The following is a 19805-nucleotide window of genomic DNA, read 5'->3' as shown; positions in this document are numbered from 1 at the left end:
TCTTACCAGAGTGTTACCAGGTGTTTAGGTAATTTTTAAAGCTGTCGCGTTAGTCTCACACTCGATTAGGTCCTTGAGTGTTGTGTAGAGAGTACAATGACCGATCTGGTAAGACCGCGTATAAAATATGTTATCGGTCCTGATGGCAGCCCGCTGACCATCGCGGACCTCCCCCCCGCCAATACAAGGCGCTGGGTCATTCGCCGCAAGGCTGAAGTCGTCGCTGCCGTTCGCGGCGGGCTTCTGAGCCTTGAGGAGGCATGCCAGCGCTATACATTGACGGTGGAGGAATTCCTTGGCTGGCAATCTTCGATCGACGAGCATGGTCTCGCCGGTCTCAGGACCACCAGAATTCAACAGTATCGTCACTAAAACCTGTCTCTCCAAAGCCGAGACAGGTTTTGGAAAGACAGGTAACACGACCAGGGCGGAGTAAAATCTTCCGCGATGGATCTGATAAATCGAAAACCGGCCCACGTGGCCGGTTTTTATTTGCACATTCCATTTCTATGTTGTGAACTCGTGAGGCTGATCCGCAAAAGCGGATCGAAGCGATCCAGACACGCATCGTTCAGGAGGATAGCATGAGCGGAACTATCGAGATTCGTAAGGAAGACAGTTCCGACGGTGGCCGTTACGCGGCTGTTCTCGACGGCAGCGAAGCCGAAATGACCTATACGAAGCTTGGCCCCTCACTGGTATCCATCGACCATACTTTCGTGCCGGATGCGATGCGCGGCAAAGGGGTCGCTCAGGCGCTTGCCAAGAATGCCGTTCTCGACGCCCGCCGGAGCGGATGGAAAATCATTCCGCGCTGTAGTTTCATGCATGCACAGGCGATGCGTCATCCCGACTGGTCGGATGTTTTCGGCAAAGAATAGACTTTAAACGGAAGACTTACTGCAGATCACGAATGCGGCGCGCCAGGCTTTTCGGGCCAGCGTTCTTGCCTTTGTCTGTGTCGGATTTTTCTGCTGCCTCAAGAATTGAGTGGATTGGAGAATCCGGTCCTTCTTTATCGGCGGTTACAGCCACCATGCGGGCGGCAAGTTCAGCCATTTCTTCACGAAGCGCTGCGTTCTCGCGTTCGATCTCGGCCTGCTCGGGGCTTTCATTTAAACCCGCGTTCTTCCGGCTGTAGCGCTCGATTTTTTCCTGCGCATCGGAAAGCTCCGATATCAGCTTCTCAAGCTTCTGCTGCAGTTCACCATTGCGGCGCTTTTCGCTTTTCAGCTCCGTCTGCGCAGACGTCAACTGGGTCGAAACTTCGTTGTAACGCGCTGCGGCTTCCTTGCGATCTCGACGCATTTCGGTCATCTCGTTTGTCAGACGGCTGTACTCCGTCTCGCTTCCACTTATCTCGATCCGCAAAGTATCGGCCAATCCCTCGAGCGCACTGTAGTGGCTCTGCACTCGCTCCAGTTCCGCCTGAAGGATTTGTGCCTTTTCCAGCGCCGTATCGCGCGCTGCTTCGGCATCCTTGGTCACCCGTTCATGCTCAGCAAGTTGCTTCTCAATATCGGCCTGGCTCCCCTCGAGGAGCGGGATGCGTTTCAGCTCTTCATATTGCCGGGCAAGCGTCACCTTCTGTTCAGCAGCCTTCTGACGTTCGAGCTTCAGCAACTGTTCCTGTCGGCTGAGCGCAACAGCATGTTCGGCCCGGAGCCCGTCACGGTCGGCACGTATCTCGGCTAGCGTTATCGGCAGTTCAGCCTGCACCTGACGGCGCGCCAGAAAGAACGCGCGTCGCCAGACAGAAGGGCCAAGCAGAACCACGACGAAAACCGTCACAAGAACACCGAATATGAAAAAGAGAGCGGACTGGATCACGGTTTCAGATGGGCCCGAGCGGTTTCAGACAAGCATTTACTATTCATAGTGCGCAGTTGGTCGTCTTTCCAGCCAGCTAGAGCATAATCCGATCGGAGTGAAACGAGGATCGATAAGATTATGCTTCAAAGAGAAGATTTTACAGCGCCGATCTGATTGAATCAGATCGAAACGCGCTCTAAAATAATCTCCGGCTGAAAAGACACTATCCGCAACTAAGCTTTAGAACGGATTCCACGTCGGCGCTGCGGACAGCTTCAGATAGCCTATATTCACGCCCAGCCTTGCACCCACACCGGTGCGGATCGGAACCAGCATGATGTTCTCGCGTTTCAGGACGTTGAAGCCCACGCCTGCAATGACATAGGCAGAGCCCGCAACACCGGCATACCGGCCATACAGGTTCTGGATGTCGTCGAGATTATAGACGAGCATCATCACACGAGAACCCTGCCCGCCGAAATCCCAGCCAAGTGAGGGACCTTGCCAGTAGGTCTTATGGTCGCCTGCGTTCTTGGTGTAGAGCGTACCTTCACCATAAGTCAGGCCGCCGATGAAAGCGCCGGAACCTTCTTCACCAAGAATATAGCCGTTGGGCAGACCAAAACTCTGGAAGGCCTTCTCGACCGCACTTGCGATACCGCCCGAAGTCGACCCGAAGAACCTGTGACCAGATTCTACGATTTCCTCGGCAGAGTATGTGTTCTGTGCTCTCGCCTGATTTGGCAGAGCGATGAAAGAAACAAACAGCGCCGCAAAAAACGCAACGAAGCACGCCGCATTGCGGAACCTGATTTGCGACAGGGATTGTATGGCCATGTAAAATTCCTTTTGGCTCTCCGCTCCTCTGTCTGACGGCCCTGTTAAAAAGCCAGACCACGTCTCTTCAGGACATTTTGGTCGAATCGGGCCTATTTTAGACCCGAATTTATTGTCCAAACCTTTAAGCAGCGAAATTGGCTTTACGAAGGCATACGATTTGCGGCTTTTCTCACACCGATGTGAGGGAATGCCGGGGCTAGTGGATTGAATTTGAAGTTTGAATCCCGGCTAATGCAGATGCTGTTTCAAACGTCAAATTCGAAAAATCCACTAGATAGATATACGTGCTAGTGGTCTTTTTGATTCCGACATTTGTCCGATGCTTACAGCCGAGGGATGCAAATGTCGGAATCTGACCATTAGTCGGATCGAAAAGACAGCTTTGTTGCGGCAGTCCGATGGCGCGTGTATCCAGTTAAATCGACATTCGGGGCGATTCGCCCACCTTCATGCAGCACGCAAACATCTGGCTTTGCGGACTGTCTCGTTAACCGATAATGGTCCTGTCATCCGACGCGAACAGATGACAGTGATCAATCCGCGTTCCGGAGAAAACGCCATGCCAATGCACGTTACCCTTTCCGCGCTCGACCTCGGTGCGCTTCTGTGCAGCAGGATCTGTCATGACATCATTTCGCCGGTCGGCGCGATCAATAACGGCCTGGAGCTGCTGGAAGAAGGCGGTGCCGACGAAGACGCAATGTCGCTCATCAAGTCGAGTGCCCGCAATGCTTCCGCTCGCCTTCAGTTTGCCCGCATCGCTTTTGGTGCCGCTGGTTCGGCAGGCGTGCAGATCGACACCGGTGATGCCCAGAACGTCGCCACTGAATATTTCAAAAACGAAAAGCCGGAGTTCACCTGGGAAGGCACCCGCGTCCTTCTGCCCAAGAACAAGGTCAAGCTGCTTTTGAACATGCTTCTTATCGCCAATGCAGCCATACCGCGTGGCGGCTCGCTGGCCGTACGCCTTGAAGGCGGCGATACCGAACCGCGTTTCGTCATTACCGTGAAGGGCCGCATGCTGCGCGTGCCACCGAAGTTCCTTGAGCTTCACTCGGGCGCTGCTCCGGAAGAGCCGATCGATGCCCATTCCGTCCAGCCTTACTATACACTTCTTCTGGCCGAAGAAGCTGGCATGAAGATTTCCATCCACGCCACTGCAGAAGACATCGTATTTTCTGCTGAATAAGCACTCCGGAGCGCGGGGCCACCCCGCGCTCGCACTGGCAAACCATCATGAAACCCTCTATCAGTCGGGCAATGTATTTGTGGAGGGGGACTGAATGGCGAATGAACCAATGACAGGTTATTGCCTGCTGGTTGACGACTCCTCCGTCATTCGCAAAGTAGCCCGGCGCATCCTGTCCGAAACCATTGCAGAATTTGCTGAAGCCTCAACCGGCCGGGAAGCGCTCGAAACCTGTTTCTCGCGGATGCCCGACGTCGTTCTGCTCGACTATGACCTTCCCGATATGACGGCACTGGAAGTCGTGACCGAGCTGCGCGCCATGCCAAACGGCAAGCAGCCCCGCATTGTCCTTTGTCTTTATGAACTCGACGTCACCCGCATCATGCGGGCAAAACGCGCTGGCGCCGATGGCTACATTCTGAAGCCATTTGACCGGGCCTACCTGACCGACCAGTTTGCAGGCATATTGTCCGCCTGAAATCAAAGTGAACGATCATTTCATAAAGCAAAAGCTCCGCCGAAGCGGAGCTTTTTACATTTCGGACTGTGTTGCCGATCAGGCGCTTTCGCGCATTTCTGCATCCGGCTCACGCAGCACATAGCCGCGCCCCCAGACCGTCTCAATGTAGCTCTGGCTACCGGAAACAGCATCAAGCTTCTTGCGCAGCTTGCAGATGAAGACGTCGATGATCTTCAGTTCCGGCTCGTCCATGCCACCATAGAGATGGTTGAGGAACATTTCCTTGGTGAGCGTCGTACCCTTGCGGAGCGAAAGAAGCTCCAGCATCTGGTATTCCTTGCCGGTCAGATGAACGCGCTGGCCGGAAACTTCGACCGTCTTCGCATCCAGATTGACGATCAGATCGCCCGTCGTGATGACCGACTGCGCATGTCCCTTCGAACGGCGCACAATCGCATGAATACGTGCGATCAGCTCGTCCTTGTGGAACGGCTTGGTCATGTAGTCATCGGCGCCGAAGCCCAGACCACGAACCTTGTCCTCAATACCGGCCATGCCGGAAAGGATGAGGATCGGCGTCTTCACCTTGGACAGACGCAAGGTGCGAAGAACTTCGTAACCAGACATATCCGGCAAGTTTAGATCCAGCAGGATGATGTCGTAATCATACAGCTTGCCGAGATCGATGCCTTCTTCGCCCAGATCGGTCGTATAGACATTGAAACTCTCGGACTTGAGCATCAACTCAATGCTCTGTGCGATAGCACTGTCGTCTTCAATCAAAAGGACGCGCATCTCTTATCCCCTTTCCGCAGCCGACCAGATGTCCCTCACGGCGGCACACGGAACTGTCGTTGCCTTTGCATGAAGGTGCCAGCAAATGGTTAACAAAATATGATTCTGCTTGGCAAGCATATTTCTGTCCAGTTTAGAAAATTCTCTTACGCGCCTGAATCATAAAGACATTCATTTCTTCACGACTCTAAAGCATCGCATTAAGAATCTTCGCTAAGCGATTCATCTGACTCTAGCTTTCGCCTGTTGCTCAAAAACCACACGAGGTTTACCGAGCCTTAAGTCCTAACGCGTATGATTAACTTCGCCGGTAAAGGAATGGTTACCAAACGAGCGAATTCTTAACTTTTTGTTTCGCTTGTTGAGCCAATTCGGAAAAACGGCTGCGATGATTTCCCCTCCAGGGGCCTGAATTCGCAAGGAGATTCGGGTGTCGACCGGGTGCGTTTTGCTCGTTTACACCTGTTAATAAAGTCGGGGGGAACGCCCCAACACATGAAAGCTGGTTGGTGTTCAAGGAGTATTGCGTATGAAGCCACGTGAAAGCCTAGTCAGGCTGAAACTGTTCCAGGTGAAGGAAAAACGCCGTCAACTGGGCCAGCTCGACCTGATGATCGGCGAGTTCGAACGGATGGCCGGAGAACTCGACGCCCAGATTCTATCCGAAGAAAAGAAAGCTGGCATCACTGACATCAATCATTTCGCTTATCCGACCTTCGCCAAGGCGGCGCGCCAGCGGCGCGACAATCTCTTCGTATCGATTCGCGACCTGATGTCCCAGAAGGAAGCGGCAGAAGCAGAACTGTCGGCTGCGGAAACCGAGCTGACAAAAGCCGAAGCGCTCGAAGAACGCGACGGCGGCAAGGCTCCACGGGACGTGATCGAGCGCCCCGTGAACCAGCGCCGCGCCATGATCGGTTGATCGAAGTGGTCTAGGGGTAATTCAAGACGCTGCTTTTGTTGAAAAGCGGCGTCTTGCTGTTTACTGCAAACCCCTCTTTTTCCTCAATATATTGATATTTAGAAATCAATGTTTCTTGAATAAAAACGGATTTGCATAGCTCTCTCGCCAGATGTAGTGAGGAAGGGCAATGCAGAAAACCTCCCCTTCAGGGCCGAATTCGACCCCAAACAAATTCAGCTTCAAGAACAGAGCCAGACCGATCCAATGGGTCTTGCTGGTTGTGTTTTCCGCTATCCTGATTTTCGCAGGGGAAATGCTGCAGCTACCTGCCGCCATGCTTCTGGGCGCAATGCTCGGCGCAATATTGATGGCCGCTGGCGAAAGCACCTTGCGGGTTCACCGCTGGCTGTCACTGGCGGCACAGGGCGTTGTCGGGTCCCTCATCGCTCGTTCGATCACGGCAGAGTTTTTCACCAGCATGGGGCAACACCTGCCAGTCATCCTGCTATCCGTCGGCTATGTGCTGTTCACCAGCACCCTGATCGGCTATCTGCTCGCACGGTTTCGTATCCTGCCGGGAACAACCGCTGTGTGGGGCTCTTCTCCGGGCGCTGCCACCGCAATGACGCTGATGGCTGAATCGCACGGAGCGGATGCCCGTCTCGTCGCCTTCATGCAATATCTGCGTGTGGTGCTGGTTGCCACGGCCGCTTCGCTCGTCCTGCGCCTCACCACAGGCGTGGAAACTGTTGCACCCGTCGAGATCGTCTGGTTTCCACCCATTGATTGGTCCACCCTTGGCCCGACATTGCTTCTGATCGTCGGCGGCGCGTTCCTAGGAGAAATCCTCCGCATCCCAACTGGCGCCATGCTCGTGCCGCTCATATTGGGGGCACTGCTTCAGGACACCGGTTTCATCACCATCGACCTGCCACCATGGCTGCTCGCGGTCAGCTATCTGCTCATAGGCTGGCGCATCGGCCTTGGCTTCTCGCGCGCCATTATCGCTCATGCCGCACGGGCCTTTCCGGCAGTTCTGACATCCACGCTGCTCCTCATCGCCGTCTGTGGACTGTTCGGCATGGCGCTCGGTCACGTGCTGGGCCTCGACCCGCTGACAGCCTATCTCGCCACCAGCCCCGGTGGTGCCGATACGGTGGCGATCATCGCGGCATCGAGCAATGTCGATCTGCCCTTCATCATTGCGATGCAGACAAGCCGGTTCTTCATCGTACTACTGGCGGGACCCGCTATCGCCCGTTTTGTCGCTGCGCGCATTGATGAGCGCACTATGAAAAAGAACCTTTAACGGCCCGATTGCCGGAACTGGCGGGGCCGTGTTAGGCTTTCGGCATGACACAGGTTTGCACCCATCTCATGTTTCAGGGCAGTGCAGGCGCAGCTCTGGAAACATATCGTTCGATCTTTCCCGACTTCCTGATTGAGTCGATCAAAATCTATGACGAAGCGAGCGGCAGTCCCGGTAAAGTGCAGATAGCGCGCGTGACTTTTGCCGAACACCGGCTGATCGTGATCGACAGCCCCATTCCGCACCAGTTCGATTTCAACCCATCCATATCGCTGTTCATCGATTTCCACGATGAGGAAAGCCTGATGAGCGTTTTTGAGAAGCTTTCAGAAGGTGGCGAGACGCTGATGCCGCTCGACAATTACGGTTTCAGCAAACTTTTCGCCTGGATCAAGGACAAGTACGGCGTCTCCTGGCAACTGAACTTGCAAGCCTGATTTAGAGCATAATCCGACCGGAGTGAAACGAGGATCGATAAGATTATGCTTGAAATAGAAGAAGTTAGAGCATTTCCAGCAAAAGTGCGAAGCGGTTTTGCGTCGGATAATGCGTGAAAACAAATAGATAGAGCGCCGATCTGATCCAATCAGATCGAAACGCGCTCTAAACAGAAAACCCGGCTTTCGCCGGGTTTTTCATCTACCATACTTGTAGCTGTTCAGACTTATTTGCCGTGGAAGCCACGGATGGCGCCGATGATCTTGTCCTGATCCTCTTCCGACAGATAAGGATGCATCGGCAGGCTCAGAATGCGTGCAGGCAGCGCTTCCGAAACAGGCAGCCCACCCGGTGCAATCGGATAATGCTTGTATGCGGTCTGCAGGTGCAACGGCTTCACGTAATAAATGACCGATGGGATGCCGGCTGCCTGAAGATGCGCCTTCAGACCGTCGCGGTTTTCGCTTTCAATCGAATACTGTGCCCAGGCCGAACGATTGCCAGCCGGAAGTGCCGGAACCTTGACCACGTCCTTGAGCAACTCATTGTAGCGCTTGGCAATACGGTCGCGCGCTTCCATTTCATCTTCAAGGATTGCCAGCTTTTCCAGAAGAACAGCAGCCTGGATCGTATCCAGACGCGAGTTGATGCCGATACGAACATTGTCATACTGGGTTTCGCCCTTGCCGTGGAACAGCACGGAGCGCAGCGTGTCGGCAAGTTCGGCATCATTGGTAAACATGGCACCACCGTCGCCGTAGCAACCAAGCGGCTTGGCCGGATAGAAGCTCGTCGCGCCGACATGGCCGAACGCACCGCACATAACATTGTCACGCTTGCCGCCGATCGACTGAGCAGCGTCTTCGATGACGAACAGGCCTTCGCGGTCGGCGATGGCGCTGATGCGGTTATAGTCGGCAGCCAGACCGAACAGATCGACTGGAATGATCGCCTTCGGCTGCAGGCGGCCTTCCTTCCGGATAGCGGCAATGGCAGCTTCAAGCTGTTCGATATTCAGATTGTAGGTGTCCGCGTCTACGTCGATGAACACCGGCTCCGCGCCGACCAGCGCAACAACTTCCGCCGTGGCAGCGAAGGTGAAGGACGGAACGAAGACCGCATCACCCGGACCAATGCCGCGTGCCATCAGGGGCATCTGCAAGGCGTCGGTACCATTGGCGCAGGCGATGACATGTTCCACGCCCAGATACTCGCCGAGCTTCTTTTCGAATTCGGCCACTTCCGGTCCAAGAATATAACGGCCTTCCGCAACAACCTTGGAAATGGCGGCATTGAGACGGTCTTCGATACGCGCGCGCTGCGCTCCAAGATCAATAAACTGCATGTTGGCTCCAATATATCTGGCCCGCACAATTCGATATGCGAATCCTCGGCAACCTATTTATTCGCTTGCGCCCTGCCCCGCTATGGCCAGAGCGTTCAAAGTTTTGCGATTCCTGTAACACCGCTTGACGCAGTTCACACGAACTGCGCGGCTCCCCTTTAACGCGGGTGCCGGACAGTGCCTTCCGTGAGGATACGCAGCACGCTGATTGCTTCCTTGCCATCGGTCCGCGGCTTCTCGCGCGTTTCGATGCAATGCAGGAAATGCTGCAATTCACGTGTCAGCGGCATGCCTTCCTCAACCGGGATATAGACCGGCTCAACGGATTTGAAAGACCACTGATCGTTTTCCCGCCAGACTTCATGGCTGTAGAGCGCAAGCTTGCGATCCCATGGCTCGACGTCATCGAATACAGCCATGCCTTTTGTGCCGGTGACTGTCAGGCGGCGCTCGCGATAGGCATTCAGGCGCGACGCAAACAGATGACCACGGATGCCGTTCGGAAAATCGAGATGAAGGTGGGCGATGTCAGTGAGATGATCGAGCGTCGCGACGCCCTCTCCACGAACCGCGTTCGGCTCTTCTCCGGTGATCGCCAGGATCATCGACAGGTCGTGCGGCGCAAGGTCCCACAGGGCGTCGAACTCGTTGTGGAACTTGCCGAAACCGACGCGATGCGAATGCACATAGCGGATGTCGCCGAGCTCGCCGCTTTTCACCATGTCGAGAAGTTTTTCGAAGGCCGGATGAAAGCGCAGCACATGACCAACCATGAACACGCGCCCGTTTTCGCGGGCAGCTTCCACTTCAGCTTCCGCAGCCGGAATGTCGAGCGCGATCGGCTTTTCGACCAGCACGTCCTTGCCGTTCTTCACTGCCTGAATGGCGTATTGTGAATGAAACTGTGCCGGTAGCGCCAGAACGATGCCATCAATGTCCGGACGGCTGAACAACTCATCGACGGGAATGCTGGGAACGTTGAACTCGGTCGCGAAGCGTTCCGCCTGTTCTGCCCTTGAGTCCGAGACTGCCTGAAGGGCACCGAGGCTCTTCAGGGTACGAATGTGATTGCCGCCCCAATAGCCGCAACCCAAAACCGCAATACGAGGTGCCATAAAACTATGCCTTTGCTGATGCCAAGTTCCTTATCGGTGCAAATGATAGAAAACAAGACGAAAGCTATGCGAAGAATGCTTGACAGCTTTTCATTCCGCACATATACCGCCGCCATTCCTTGCAGGAACAACGATTTGTCCCACCGGAAACGGCGATCATGAAGTTGTCTCTGTAAAGCGACGCGTGGCGGAGTAGCTCAGTAGGTTAGAGCAGAGGAATCATAATCCTTGTGTCGGGGGTTCGAATCCCTCCTCCGCTACCAACGCGCCCCACCCCTGAAATGAACGCAATTTTCGTAGCTTGACCGGCAGCCGGTGAGCTTTATGCTGTCGGTTCATCTTTTGGACCCGGCCACCTTCATGCAAATCATCGCTCTCGATCATGTTCAACTGGCAATGCCGGAAGGCCAGGAGCAGAAAGCGCGCGATTTCTATGGCTCGATCCTCGGTTTCAAGGAAGTTCCAAAACCTAGGAATCTGGTAGCCCGCGGTGGCTGCTGGTTTGAAATGGGGACGATCAGGCTTCATCTGGGCGTTGAGCGCCCTTTCGCACCTGCGCGCAAGGCACATCCTGCATTTCTGGTCGACGATCTGCACGACATGATCGCGCATCTGGCAAGAGCCGGTATCGAAGCTGTCGTGGATGAGCCGCTGCAAGGTTATGAGCGTTGCTACATCCACGATCCGTTCGGCAATCGTATCGAATTGATGCAGAAAGTTGCCTGATGGCATCGACCATCAGGCAATAAGGCTCAATTCGCTGCAGCAGCAATGATGCGGCAAAGCCCTTCGCGTACCACCGATTTGCTGGTCGCCTGTCCCGCCCGAATACTGAAAATCGCATCGACACGTGTGCCCTTACCCTGCGCCCGCGCAGTTACGCGCAAGGTCTGGATACGACCCGATCCGGTCGTCTCCTGAAAAGCATCAATTGAAGCGAGCTGTTTGTTGATCTTGATGCCTGAGAAACCTTCGGCGGCAACGGCTTGTGCCAGACGCTGCAAGGCGGTCGACGATTTCACACCGGCAAAGTTTTGTATCGAGCGATAGCTCATCGCAGTTACGAGCGGAACGCCCTCGGACTTGAAGTTCTGTTCGCACGAAGCAGCAAAGCCTGTCCCGGCCGTCGTCAGGGTCAGCAGACCCGCAATCAGGAACACCCGCATTCATCTCTCCCTCAACTATATACAGGAGGACTAATAAGCTGTCATAGCCGCGCCGCCAACGGGAAGTTGATGGCCATGCGGCAACACTTCACTGGATTGTAGCCGGGGCAGAGACTATATCCGCCTCAGAGTCCGCTTTCCGGCGCAACGACATCAAACAGCGATCATGACCCTTCTCATCAATCAACCTCATCCGTCCATCGATCCGGTTTCAATTGAAAAGCTGGTGGCCACTTTCTACGGACGGGCGCGCGAAGATGCAGTTATCGGGCCGATTTTCGCCAATGCAGTTCACGATTGGGATCATCATATCGCACAGATCGCTGCATTCTGGTCGTCAGTTATTCTCAAGACTGGCAGCTATGACGGGCGTCCCATGGCGCCACATCTGAAGCTGGGACTGAAGAACGAACATTTTGACCGCTGGCTCGAGCTTTTCGAGAAAACCGCGCGTGAAATATTCCCGCCCGAAGCCGCAATCATTTTCATCGACCGGGCGCAGCGCATTGCCGACAGTTTTGAAATGGCAATCGCCACCAACACGGGACAGATTTCCGCACCACGGCATTCTCGACGCCCTCTTTAACCAAAAGGAGCGCGCAACCCTTGCGGGCAATGCAACATATCTTGTCATTGAATATTTAACTATATAAGCACGTCCCCAGAATAAGCGGACTGCAACTCAGTCACGTCAACAGAAAATAAAGGCTTGCGGGAGCAGATAAAGCCAATCGCGCGATGGTGTGTTTGCGATGTAGCTAATATTCGCAACATATCACTTGCATAAAGGGGCAGAATTTCGAACAGTTGCCGCAGCTTTTTTGAAAGCTCAAGAGATCGTGTTGTCGCGTCAACCCAGACGCGAACATTCGACTTGAGCGGATATGCAGGGAGATAAATTATGAACGAATCCATTCGCGAACTTTTGGCCAAGGTCGGCAGCCTGCCGGGACCCGTGACCGACATCGCCGACGATGCCGATCTTTACAGCGCGGGCCTGTCCTCCTTTGCATCGGTTCAGCTCATGCTTGGTCTGGAAGACAAGTTCGATATCGAATTTCCGGACCAGTATCTCAATCGCAAGTCTTTCGCGAGCATCAAGGCCATCGAACAGACGATCACCCAGATTCTCAAGGACAAAGAGGCTGCATAATGAATGCCGGGGCGGGAAACAGTCTTTCAGAGCGCGTGGGCCGCGTTGCGGCCATAGCGGGTAAATTTTCCGATAGCGTCGATAAGGAAGGCCGCTTCCCGCGTGAAGCAATCGATGCAATGAAGGCCGAAGGTCTGCTCGGCATTCAGGTGCCAAGTGAGTTCGGCGGCGAGAGTGCCGAAATCGACCAGATTGCGGAACTATGTTGCGTTCTCGGACAGTCCTGTGCGTCGAGCGCGATGATTTTCGCCATGCATCACATCAAGCTTTCAAGCGTGGTGGAACACGGCCAAACGGTCGAGTGGCACCGGGACTTCATGCGCAAAATCGCGAAAGACCAGTTGTTGCTTGCGTCCGCAACGACTGAAGGCGGCATCGGCGGCGATCTGCGCAATTCGATCTGCGCCATTGAGGTCGACGGTGATATCTGTCGCCTGGAAAAGAATGCAACAGTCATCTCCTATGGCACCTATGCAGATGCCATTTTGATCACATCGCGCTCCCACAAGGATGCCGCCTCGTCGGATCAGGTGATGACCGTGTTCCTGAAGGACCAGTACACGCTCGAAAAGACCCATGATTGGGACACGCTCGGCATGCGCGGCACCTGCTCGGAAGGATTTGTGTTCCGCGGCGAGGCTGACAAGGTGCAGATCCTGCCGCATCCCTTCGCTGAAATCGCGGCGCAATCCATGCTGGCGCAGTCGCATACGCTGTGGAGCTCGCTCTGGTATGGTATCGCCGTCGATGCGGTCAACCGGGCACAGGCATTCGTGCGCGCCGCCGCAAAGCGCAATCCGGGCGCGCCGCAGCCGGGCGCATTGCGCGTGGCTGAAGCATCGAACATGCTGCAGATGCTGAAGTCCGAAATCGTCGCCTGCCTGAAGACCTATCGCGAAGCAAAGCACGACCCTGACAAGCTGGCATCGATGGGCTTTGCGATTGCGATGAACAATCTCAAGATTGCCGCGTCACAAACGATCCTTCAGATCATCAATCACGCCATGCTGGTCTGCGGCATCATGGGCTACAAGAACGGTACGCCTTTCAGCCTCGGACGCCATCTGCGCGACGCCCATTCCGCGCAGCTAATGATTTCAAACGAGCGCATCCTCGGCAATACGGCCACGATGCTGCTCATTCACAAACAGAACACCAGCCTTTTGGGATAATCGCCATGGATGCTCAGAGATCATTTCTAGACCGGCTTTTTGATTCCGGTCTCCTGATCGATACCGGCGTGGAAGGTCTATATGGACGCTCCGGCCAGTTCGAAGATGTCATCCAGGCATTTGAACGCCTGATAGACCGTACCGGAGGCAATGACGGCGCCGAAGCGATCCGCTTCCCGCCCGGCATGAACCGCGCTTTCTTCGAAAAAAGCGGCTACATGAAAAGCTTCCCGCAATTGGCCGGCACGGTGCACAGCTTCTGCGGTTGCGAGCTTGACCACGTCAACCTCATAAAGTGCATGGATGAAGGCACGGACTGGACGCTGGAACAAAAGGCGACGGACATCGTTCTGACGCCCGCGGCCTGCTATCCGCTCTATCCCACGATTGCCAAGCGCGGGCCGCTGCCGCAGGGTGGCGGGCTTTACGACCTGCAATCCTATTGCTTCCGCCATGAACCGTCGGTTGACCCTGCCCGCCAGCAGCTTTTCCGCATGCGTGAATATGTGCGCATGGGCACGGAAGCCGATGTTATGGCCTTCCGCCAGCTCTGGATCGACCGTGGCACGGAAATGATGAAGAAGGTCGGACTGCCGGTCGAAATCGACGTCGCCAACGACCCGTTCTTCGGACGTGCAGGCAAGTTGCTGGTCAACAACCAGCGCGATCAGAACCTGAAATTCGAACTGCTGATCCCGATCACCAGCGTCGAAAAGCCGACCGCCTGCATGAGCTTCAACTATCATCAGGACCAGTTCGGCGTGAAGTGGGGCCTGTCGCTTGACGACGGTGCCGTGGCACACACCGCCTGCGTCGGGTTCGGGCTGGAGCGCATCGCACTGGCGCTCTTCCATCATCACGGTCTGGATGTTGAGATCTGGCCGGAAAATGTACGCAAGGAATTGTGGGGCTGATCGCGACTATGCAGGCTGTTTTTCCGAACATCGCGCCCGACCGTTACACGCCGCACGCTTTGCATGCCCAGACGCGTATCTGGCCGGAAACCAACTGCTATGTCGATCTTTGGATCGAAGTGCTGGCAACATTGGGTGCCGCCCCGGAAGCCATGCTCGGCTTCACGCTCACGCAGGATTTCGAGGGCGACCAGTTCACCTTCTTCAAGGTGCCGCTGGAAGACCTCGAAGCCCTTTACGGGGTGCGGGCGACAGAGCTTGCAATTTTCGATCATGTGGAACGCCATGTCGCCGAGCAGATTGCACGCGGACGCCTCTGCATGATCGAAATGGACAGCTATTTCATGCCGGATACGCGTGGCGTCAGCTACCGGACGGAACATGGCAAAACCACCATCGCCATCAATCGTATGGACGTTGAAAACCGTTCGCTGGATTATTTTCATAATGGGGGTTTCTACCATCTGGAGGGCGACGATTTCGACGGCGTTTTCCAGCGTCATCTGACGGAATCCGACCTGCCCTTCCTGCCCTATACGGAATTCGCCAAGTTTCCGAAGAATGTGCCGGATGAAGCCCATCAGCGGCGCGTTGCAGAAATCCTTCTGGCTCGCCATTTAGCGCGGAGGCCGAAAGAAAATCCAATCCGCGCCTTTGCCAGCGTGTTCCCCGCTCAGGTTGAAGCAATTGCGGAACGTCCGTTTGGCTTCTTCCATAAATATGCCTTCAATACGCTGCGTCAGCTCGGCGCAAATTTCGAACTCGCGGCAAGTCACCTCGACTGGCTTGGGCAAGGCAAGCGCTTTGCGACGGCCTCGGCAGATGCCTTGCAGATCGCGGAAACGGCAAAGGCCGTTCAGTTCCAACTTGCCCGTGCCGTCATGCGCAAGAAGTTCGACGCATTGGCCGGAACGCTTCAACCGGCAGCGGATGCCTGGGATCGTATGATGGCAGCGCTTGCAACGGAACTCGGTCGCGATGCGGCTTGAACTGAATCCAATGAGCCGACCACTCTCGCTCGGGTGGCGGCTCGTCATCACCGGCCCGGATGCGGCGCAATCGCCGCATGATGCCAGGTCCGGTGAACCGATCAATGATGTTCCCGTGCCCGGCACGGTGGCAGAAGCCTTGGAAAAAGCCGGACGTTTCGACCGGAAAAATCCCGTACCGCTCGACAATCAGGATGCCTGGTATTTCCTCGACCTTGAGGAGACACCCGGTCCTGCCACACTCCATTTTGATGGGCTTGCCACGATATGCGATGTCTTTTTCAATGGCGAATTGCTGTTGCAAACCGACAGCATGTTTCTTGGCCATGATATGCCCGTCATGCTGTCGGGCAAGGACGAGCTTGCCCTATGTTTTCGTGCACTCGCGCCCCGCCTGGGCCAGAAAGGCCCGCGCGCCCGCTGGCGCACGCAACTGATGAACACACAGGGCCTGCGCCTCGTCCGCACGACCGCGCTTGGCTATATGCCGGGCTGGTGTCCGGAAGTGCATGCCGCAGGTCCATGGCGGCCGATTTCCATCAGCCGTTCCGGGGCCGAAGCCATATCCGACATTGCTATTCTGGCAAGACTGACCAAAACCGGCGATGGCGAGCTTCAAGTCAGTTTTACCTATAGCGGCATGGCCGGGACGCCCACCCTCCATTGTGCGGGGCAGCAAGCCGTCTGCGAACGCCAGACCGACGATCAATGGGCGGCAAGGCTGACGCTTCCCAATGTCGAACCATGGTGGCCGCACACGCATGGCAATCCGACGCTTCACGATGTCGAGCTTTCGCTCGACGGTGAAAAGCAGTTGCTCGGGCGTACTGGCTTTCGCAGCATCGAGGTCGACCGCGGATCGGACGGCAAGGGATTTGCACTCAAGATCAATGGCGAGAAGATCTTCTGTCGCGGTGCGGTATGGAGTTCCGCCGATATCGTCCGTCTCCCCGGCGCGCGCAGCGATTATGAGCCATGGCTGAAGCTCGCACAGGAAGCGGGCATGAACATGCTGCGGCTGAGCGGCATCACCGCCTATGAGACACCGGATTTCTATACGCTTTGCAACGAGCTGGGCATCATGGTGTGGCAGGACTTCATGTTCGCCAACTTCGATTACCCGGTGAAGGACGAAACATTTGTCGCCAAAGTAAGAGCGGAAGCTTGTCAGATTCTCACCGCCGTCCAACATGCGCCGTCGCTGACAGTTCTTTGCGGCGGCAGCGAAATCTACCAGCAAGGCGCGATGATGGGCCTCCCGGAAGCAACCTGGAAAGGTCCGCTTACCGAGGAAATTCTACCCGGTATCGCTGGCGAGCTTTGCCCGAATATTCCCTATGTGCCGAATTCGCCCTGCGATGGCGCCCTCCCCTTCATCAGCAATGAAGGTGTCAGCCACTATTACGGCGTCAGTGCCTATTGCCGTCCAATGGAAGATGCACGACGTGCGGAAGTGCGCTTTGCGACCGAATGTCTGGCCTTCTCCAACGTGCCGGAAACGCGCACGCTGAAAACCCATCTCGATGTGCCGCCAGTCCATGATCCGCGCTGGAAGGCACGTGTGCCGTGTGATCGCGGCGTATCCTGGGATTTCGAGGATGTGCGGGACGCCTATCTGGAGATGTTATACGGTTACGATCCGGCGCGGTTGCGGCGCGAGGATATGGAACAATATCTCCACCTTTCCCGCGCCGTCACCGCGGAAGTGATGGAAACGACCTTTGCCGAATGGAGACGGCCCGAAAGCACCTGTTTCGGTGCGCTTCTCTGGATGTTTCAGGACGTTTTGCCGGGTGCCGGTTGGGGCATGATCGATGCGACCGGCGAACCCAAGGCTTCGTGGTATGGCCTCAAGCGCGCCTTCCGTCCGCAACAACTCGCCTTAACCGATGAAGGCATCAACGGCCTCGCGATTCACATTCTGAACGAGCAGGTGGAATCCGCTGATCTTTCGCTTGAATTAGCATGTCTGCGCGCCGGTTCGCAGCCGGTGGTTTCCGGTCGCCAAGATCTTTCAATTGCCGGTCGTTCAGCGATAACTATTCCCGCCACCGACCTGTTCGGCGCATTTTTCGATGTCACTTACGCCTATCGTTTCGGTCCTGCGGCACATGACGTGACGGTGGCGCGACTGAAGCGTAATGATATTACGATTGCCGAAGCATTCCACTTTCCGCTCGGACGCACAAAGGCCTTTCACGATGCCGCTGTCGAAGCTGCGCTTGTCGAAGAGAACGGGAACTGGTTCCTTGATCTGAAAACACCGGTTCTGGCTCAATCCGTCGGCATCGATGCAGGAGACTGGCGCGCGGCGGAGAACTGGTTTCACCTTGCTCCCAACGAGACCAAACGCGTTGCCCTCATCCCGCGCCATGAAACGCTGGAGAAGCCGACGGGTGAAATCCGCATCGCCGGTTCATCCCGGATCGTGTGGTTCTAATCCCGCAAGGCCAGCGAACGGATCGCGTCGATATAGATTTCGCGTGAATGTTCCGGCGTCAGATTATGATCGGCATCGGGAATGACGGCGACCGATACATTGTCGAAACCCTGCACGCTGCTGCCCGCCTGATCGAAGTAGAAATTGAAATGTTGGCGCCCGGTATCCTTTTCGGCATAGACCAGCGCCAGCGGCACCTCACGCTGCTTCAATTCGTCAAAAGCCGAGTAGACCGCCCGCCCCTCCACTGTCCGGCTGCGCAGGACCTTGCGTGCCAGACTGCGAACACGTCCGACGATCCCGCGCGTGAGATTGCGCAGGATAGCGCGGATATCCAGTTCACCGCGAAACAGACGCTGGAAGGTTTCGGCGCGGAGCGCGCGACTGCCGTAATCCCCTAGCGTGCGATTGCCTTCGCGAACGGCATCCTCAACCGAACGCTCTGGCGCCCAATAAAATGTCACCGGATTGACGAGAACCGCACCGGAAATGCGTTCATCTTTGAGGGCGCTGTGGAACCCTAGAAACGCACCGCTGCACCGTCCGGCGACAACGGGACGCCCCCAGCCTATGGCTTCAAGATAATCGAGAGCTTCGGCAACATCTGTTTCTGGTCCTTGGGTGTAAAGCACCTGTTCCGGCATGCCCGGATGGGGCGGGCTGTCGCCAGCATTCGCGATGTCGAAGCGCAGGGAAGCCATCCCTTCCCGTGCAAGCTTGCGTGCCATCTCAACAGTGGTGCGGCCCCATCCGACACGCCGGTCATAGGATGACGACAGGAAAAGGACCGTTCTGCCGCGCCGTTCGCCCAGGGGCGCACAGATAACGCCTGAAAGGCGATCGCCGGAACCGAAAGATACGGGCGTTTCGATAAACCCGTCGCCCGTCAAAGAGCCGCCAAGAGCGCTATCATCGGGCTTATTCTGCGCGGGATCAGACCCTGCAAGGCCTGCCACCCAATCGACAAGCCGATCCGCGACTTCCAGGGGCAGCCGAGAGATAACCGGGTTCGAAATCAGCTTGTCGTAATCGGCAAAGGCTTCAACCGTCACGTCCGCACCCAGTTTTTCCAGATGCGTCGCCAGTTCGGCATCGTTCGGACGATCCGTCCGCGCCAGCAAAAGACATTGCGGCGCGGGCCTCGTCTCCAGTGACAGAAGATTGATCTTCTTCACATCGGCGGCCACTTCCGGCTGCATCGTCAGCGATGCGATGGAAACGCTGTTCTTGATCCTCTGCGCATCGGTCAGTCCCAGATCGGCATCGACCATGCTCGACCAGACGGCCAGTTCACGCGTGTAGAACCGTCCTGAAATGACCGGCGCCAGTAGCGCCAATGCCGCGATACCGTCGATCCGGGCCGCAGTTTCGGCAGCGACGGCTGCACCAAGGCTCTGCCCGATGATAATGACGCGGCTTGCCCCTGACAGGTCGCGCGCTTTCCGGGCAGCCTCCACCAAGGTATTTTGCCAGAGCTCCAGCCCTTTCGAAAAATCGATGTCGTCACGCCCATCGCCCGTGCCGGGCCAGTCAAAACGGAAAGAAGCGATGCCATGCGCCGACAGTTCGTCGGCAATGACGCGCCAGAATTTGCGTGTCGTGCAAAGCTCTTCCAGCCCCCAGGGACTGGCAAATACGACAACTGTATCAAGAGATTGGCCAAGGGGAGCCTGAAAAAGGCCCAGTGTCTCGCAGAAGACGACGGGGCTGGCGGCAGGCCGCACAGTACTCACCGATTGTCTTAAGGATGTTTCGCTTTCCACC

The 19805-nt window shown here is 55.9% G+C and carries 21 protein-coding genes and 1 tRNA gene; 15 read left to right on the top strand and 7 right to left on the bottom strand.

Annotation, left to right across the window (positions count from 1 at the left end):
• Positions 1–96 precede the first annotated feature (96 nt).
• Both sciP and FIB18_RS15975 read left to right on the top strand, forming a co-directional pair.
• Entirely contained in the window at positions 97–372 is a 276-nt protein-coding gene (sciP, locus tag FIB18_RS15980) for a CtrA inhibitor SciP (protein ID WP_010659559.1), read from the top strand.
• Positions 373–584: 212 nt separating this feature from the next.
• On the top strand, positions 585–881 hold the full coding sequence (locus FIB18_RS15975; RefSeq protein WP_140021641.1) for a GNAT family N-acetyltransferase: 297 nt from the start codon (positions 585–587) through the stop codon (positions 879–881).
• A 16-nt stretch (positions 882–897) separates the two neighbouring features.
• Here the strand turns inward: FIB18_RS15975 and FIB18_RS15970 are convergent, their stop codons facing one another.
• Positions 898–1806 (bottom strand): hypothetical protein, encoded by a 909-nt coding sequence (locus FIB18_RS15970; protein WP_174977443.1) that lies wholly within the window; start codon positions 1804–1806, stop codon positions 898–900.
• 246 nt (positions 1807–2052) lie between these two features.
• A complete protein-coding gene (locus FIB18_RS15965) occupies positions 2053–2649 on the bottom strand; it encodes a DUF1134 domain-containing protein (RefSeq protein ID WP_140021639.1) in 597 nt (198 codons plus the stop codon).
• A 562-nt stretch (positions 2650–3211) separates the two neighbouring features.
• On the opposite strand from FIB18_RS15965, the gene chpT reads away from it, so the two are divergent.
• Both chpT and FIB18_RS15955 read left to right on the top strand, forming a co-directional pair.
• Positions 3212–3841, top strand: coding sequence for a histidine phosphotransferase ChpT (gene chpT / locus FIB18_RS15960; RefSeq protein WP_140021638.1), 630 nt, complete (start codon positions 3212–3214; stop codon positions 3839–3841).
• A 94-nt stretch (positions 3842–3935) separates the two neighbouring features.
• Positions 3936–4319, top strand: a complete 384-nt coding sequence (locus FIB18_RS15955; RefSeq protein ID WP_140021637.1) for a response regulator — start codon at positions 3936–3938, stop codon at positions 4317–4319.
• 78 nt (positions 4320–4397) lie between these two features.
• On the opposite strand, the gene ctrA is transcribed toward FIB18_RS15955, so the two are convergent.
• Positions 4398–5096 (bottom strand): response regulator transcription factor CtrA, encoded by a 699-nt coding sequence (gene ctrA / locus FIB18_RS15950; protein WP_105542391.1) that lies wholly within the window; start codon positions 5094–5096, stop codon positions 4398–4400.
• A 529-nt stretch (positions 5097–5625) separates the two neighbouring features.
• Here ctrA and FIB18_RS15945 point away from each other — a divergent pair.
• From FIB18_RS15945 to FIB18_RS15935, 3 genes are all read left to right on the top strand, one after another.
• Positions 5626–6018 carry a flagellar export protein FliJ gene (locus FIB18_RS15945; RefSeq protein ID WP_140021636.1) on the top strand — a complete coding sequence of 131 codons (393 nt, stop codon included), beginning with the start codon at positions 5626–5628 and terminating at the stop codon, positions 6016–6018.
• 169 nt (positions 6019–6187) lie between these two features.
• Positions 6188–7309, top strand: coding sequence for an AbrB family transcriptional regulator (locus tag FIB18_RS15940; protein WP_140021635.1), 1122 nt, complete (start codon positions 6188–6190; stop codon positions 7307–7309).
• A gap of 44 nt (positions 7310–7353) precedes the next feature.
• Positions 7354–7746, top strand: a complete 393-nt coding sequence (locus FIB18_RS15935) for a VOC family protein (RefSeq protein ID WP_140021634.1) — start codon at positions 7354–7356, stop codon at positions 7744–7746.
• Between the two features lie 227 nt (positions 7747–7973).
• On the opposite strand, the gene FIB18_RS15930 is transcribed toward FIB18_RS15935, so the two are convergent.
• Both FIB18_RS15930 and FIB18_RS15925 read right to left on the bottom strand, forming a co-directional pair.
• Positions 7974–9092 carry a DegT/DnrJ/EryC1/StrS family aminotransferase gene (locus FIB18_RS15930; protein ID WP_140021633.1) on the bottom strand — a complete coding sequence of 373 codons (1119 nt, stop codon included), beginning with the start codon at positions 9090–9092 and terminating at the stop codon, positions 7974–7976.
• A gap of 158 nt (positions 9093–9250) precedes the next feature.
• Entirely contained in the window at positions 9251–10207 is a 957-nt protein-coding gene (locus FIB18_RS15925) for a Gfo/Idh/MocA family protein (protein WP_140021632.1), read from the bottom strand.
• 186 nt (positions 10208–10393) lie between these two features.
• Here FIB18_RS15925 and FIB18_RS15915 point away from each other — a divergent pair.
• Positions 10394–10470, top strand: a tRNA-Met gene (locus tag FIB18_RS15915).
• Positions 10471–10567: 97 nt separating this feature from the next.
• Positions 10568–10933 (top strand): VOC family protein, encoded by a 366-nt coding sequence (locus FIB18_RS15910; RefSeq protein WP_140021631.1) that lies wholly within the window; start codon positions 10568–10570, stop codon positions 10931–10933.
• Positions 10934–10959: 26 nt separating this feature from the next.
• Here the strand turns inward: FIB18_RS15910 and FIB18_RS15905 are convergent, their stop codons facing one another.
• Complete coding sequence (locus FIB18_RS15905; RefSeq protein ID WP_140021630.1) at positions 10960–11373, bottom strand: hypothetical protein; 414 nt, start codon at positions 11371–11373, stop codon at positions 10960–10962.
• Positions 11374–11539: 166 nt separating this feature from the next.
• Here FIB18_RS15905 and FIB18_RS15900 point away from each other — a divergent pair, with 166 nt between their 5' ends.
• The 6 genes from FIB18_RS15900 (at position 11540) to FIB18_RS15875 (ending at position 18041) form a co-directional block, all read left to right on the top strand.
• The gene (locus tag FIB18_RS15900) at positions 11540–11959 is read left to right on the top strand and encodes a group III truncated hemoglobin (RefSeq protein ID WP_140021629.1); all 420 of its coding nucleotides are present in this window, start codon (positions 11540–11542) and stop codon (positions 11957–11959) included.
• A gap of 315 nt (positions 11960–12274) precedes the next feature.
• On the top strand, positions 12275–12526 hold the full coding sequence (locus tag FIB18_RS15895; RefSeq protein ID WP_140021628.1) for an acyl carrier protein: 252 nt from the start codon (positions 12275–12277) through the stop codon (positions 12524–12526).
• The gene (locus tag FIB18_RS15890; RefSeq protein WP_140021627.1) at positions 12526–13698 is read left to right on the top strand and encodes an acyl-CoA dehydrogenase family protein; all 1173 of its coding nucleotides are present in this window, start codon (positions 12526–12528) and stop codon (positions 13696–13698) included. The genes FIB18_RS15895 and FIB18_RS15890 overlap by 1 nt, the downstream gene beginning before the upstream one ends.
• A 5-nt stretch (positions 13699–13703) precedes the next feature.
• Positions 13704–14612, top strand: coding sequence for an amino acid--[acyl-carrier-protein] ligase (locus FIB18_RS15885; protein WP_140021626.1), 909 nt, complete (start codon positions 13704–13706; stop codon positions 14610–14612).
• Positions 14613–14620: 8 nt separating this feature from the next.
• Positions 14621–15601, top strand: a complete 981-nt coding sequence (locus FIB18_RS15880; RefSeq protein ID WP_210296137.1) for a DUF1839 family protein — start codon at positions 14621–14623, stop codon at positions 15599–15601.
• The gene (locus FIB18_RS15875; RefSeq protein ID WP_140021624.1) at positions 15591–18041 is read left to right on the top strand and encodes a glycoside hydrolase family 2 protein; all 2451 of its coding nucleotides are present in this window, start codon (positions 15591–15593) and stop codon (positions 18039–18041) included. Before FIB18_RS15880 ends, FIB18_RS15875 begins: the two co-directional genes overlap by 11 nt.
• Here the strand turns inward: FIB18_RS15875 and FIB18_RS15870 are convergent.
• Positions 18038–19774, bottom strand: coding sequence for an alpha/beta fold hydrolase (locus FIB18_RS15870; protein WP_235894904.1), 1737 nt, complete (start codon positions 19772–19774; stop codon positions 18038–18040). The genes FIB18_RS15875 and FIB18_RS15870 overlap by 4 nt on opposite strands.
• Positions 19775–19805 lie beyond the last annotated feature (31 nt).

Source organism: Brucella pecoris (genome assembly GCF_006376675.1).
Classification (GTDB): Bacteria; Pseudomonadota; Alphaproteobacteria; order Rhizobiales; family Rhizobiaceae; genus Brucella; species Brucella pecoris.
This window is presented reverse-complemented; position numbering and strand designations above follow the sequence as displayed.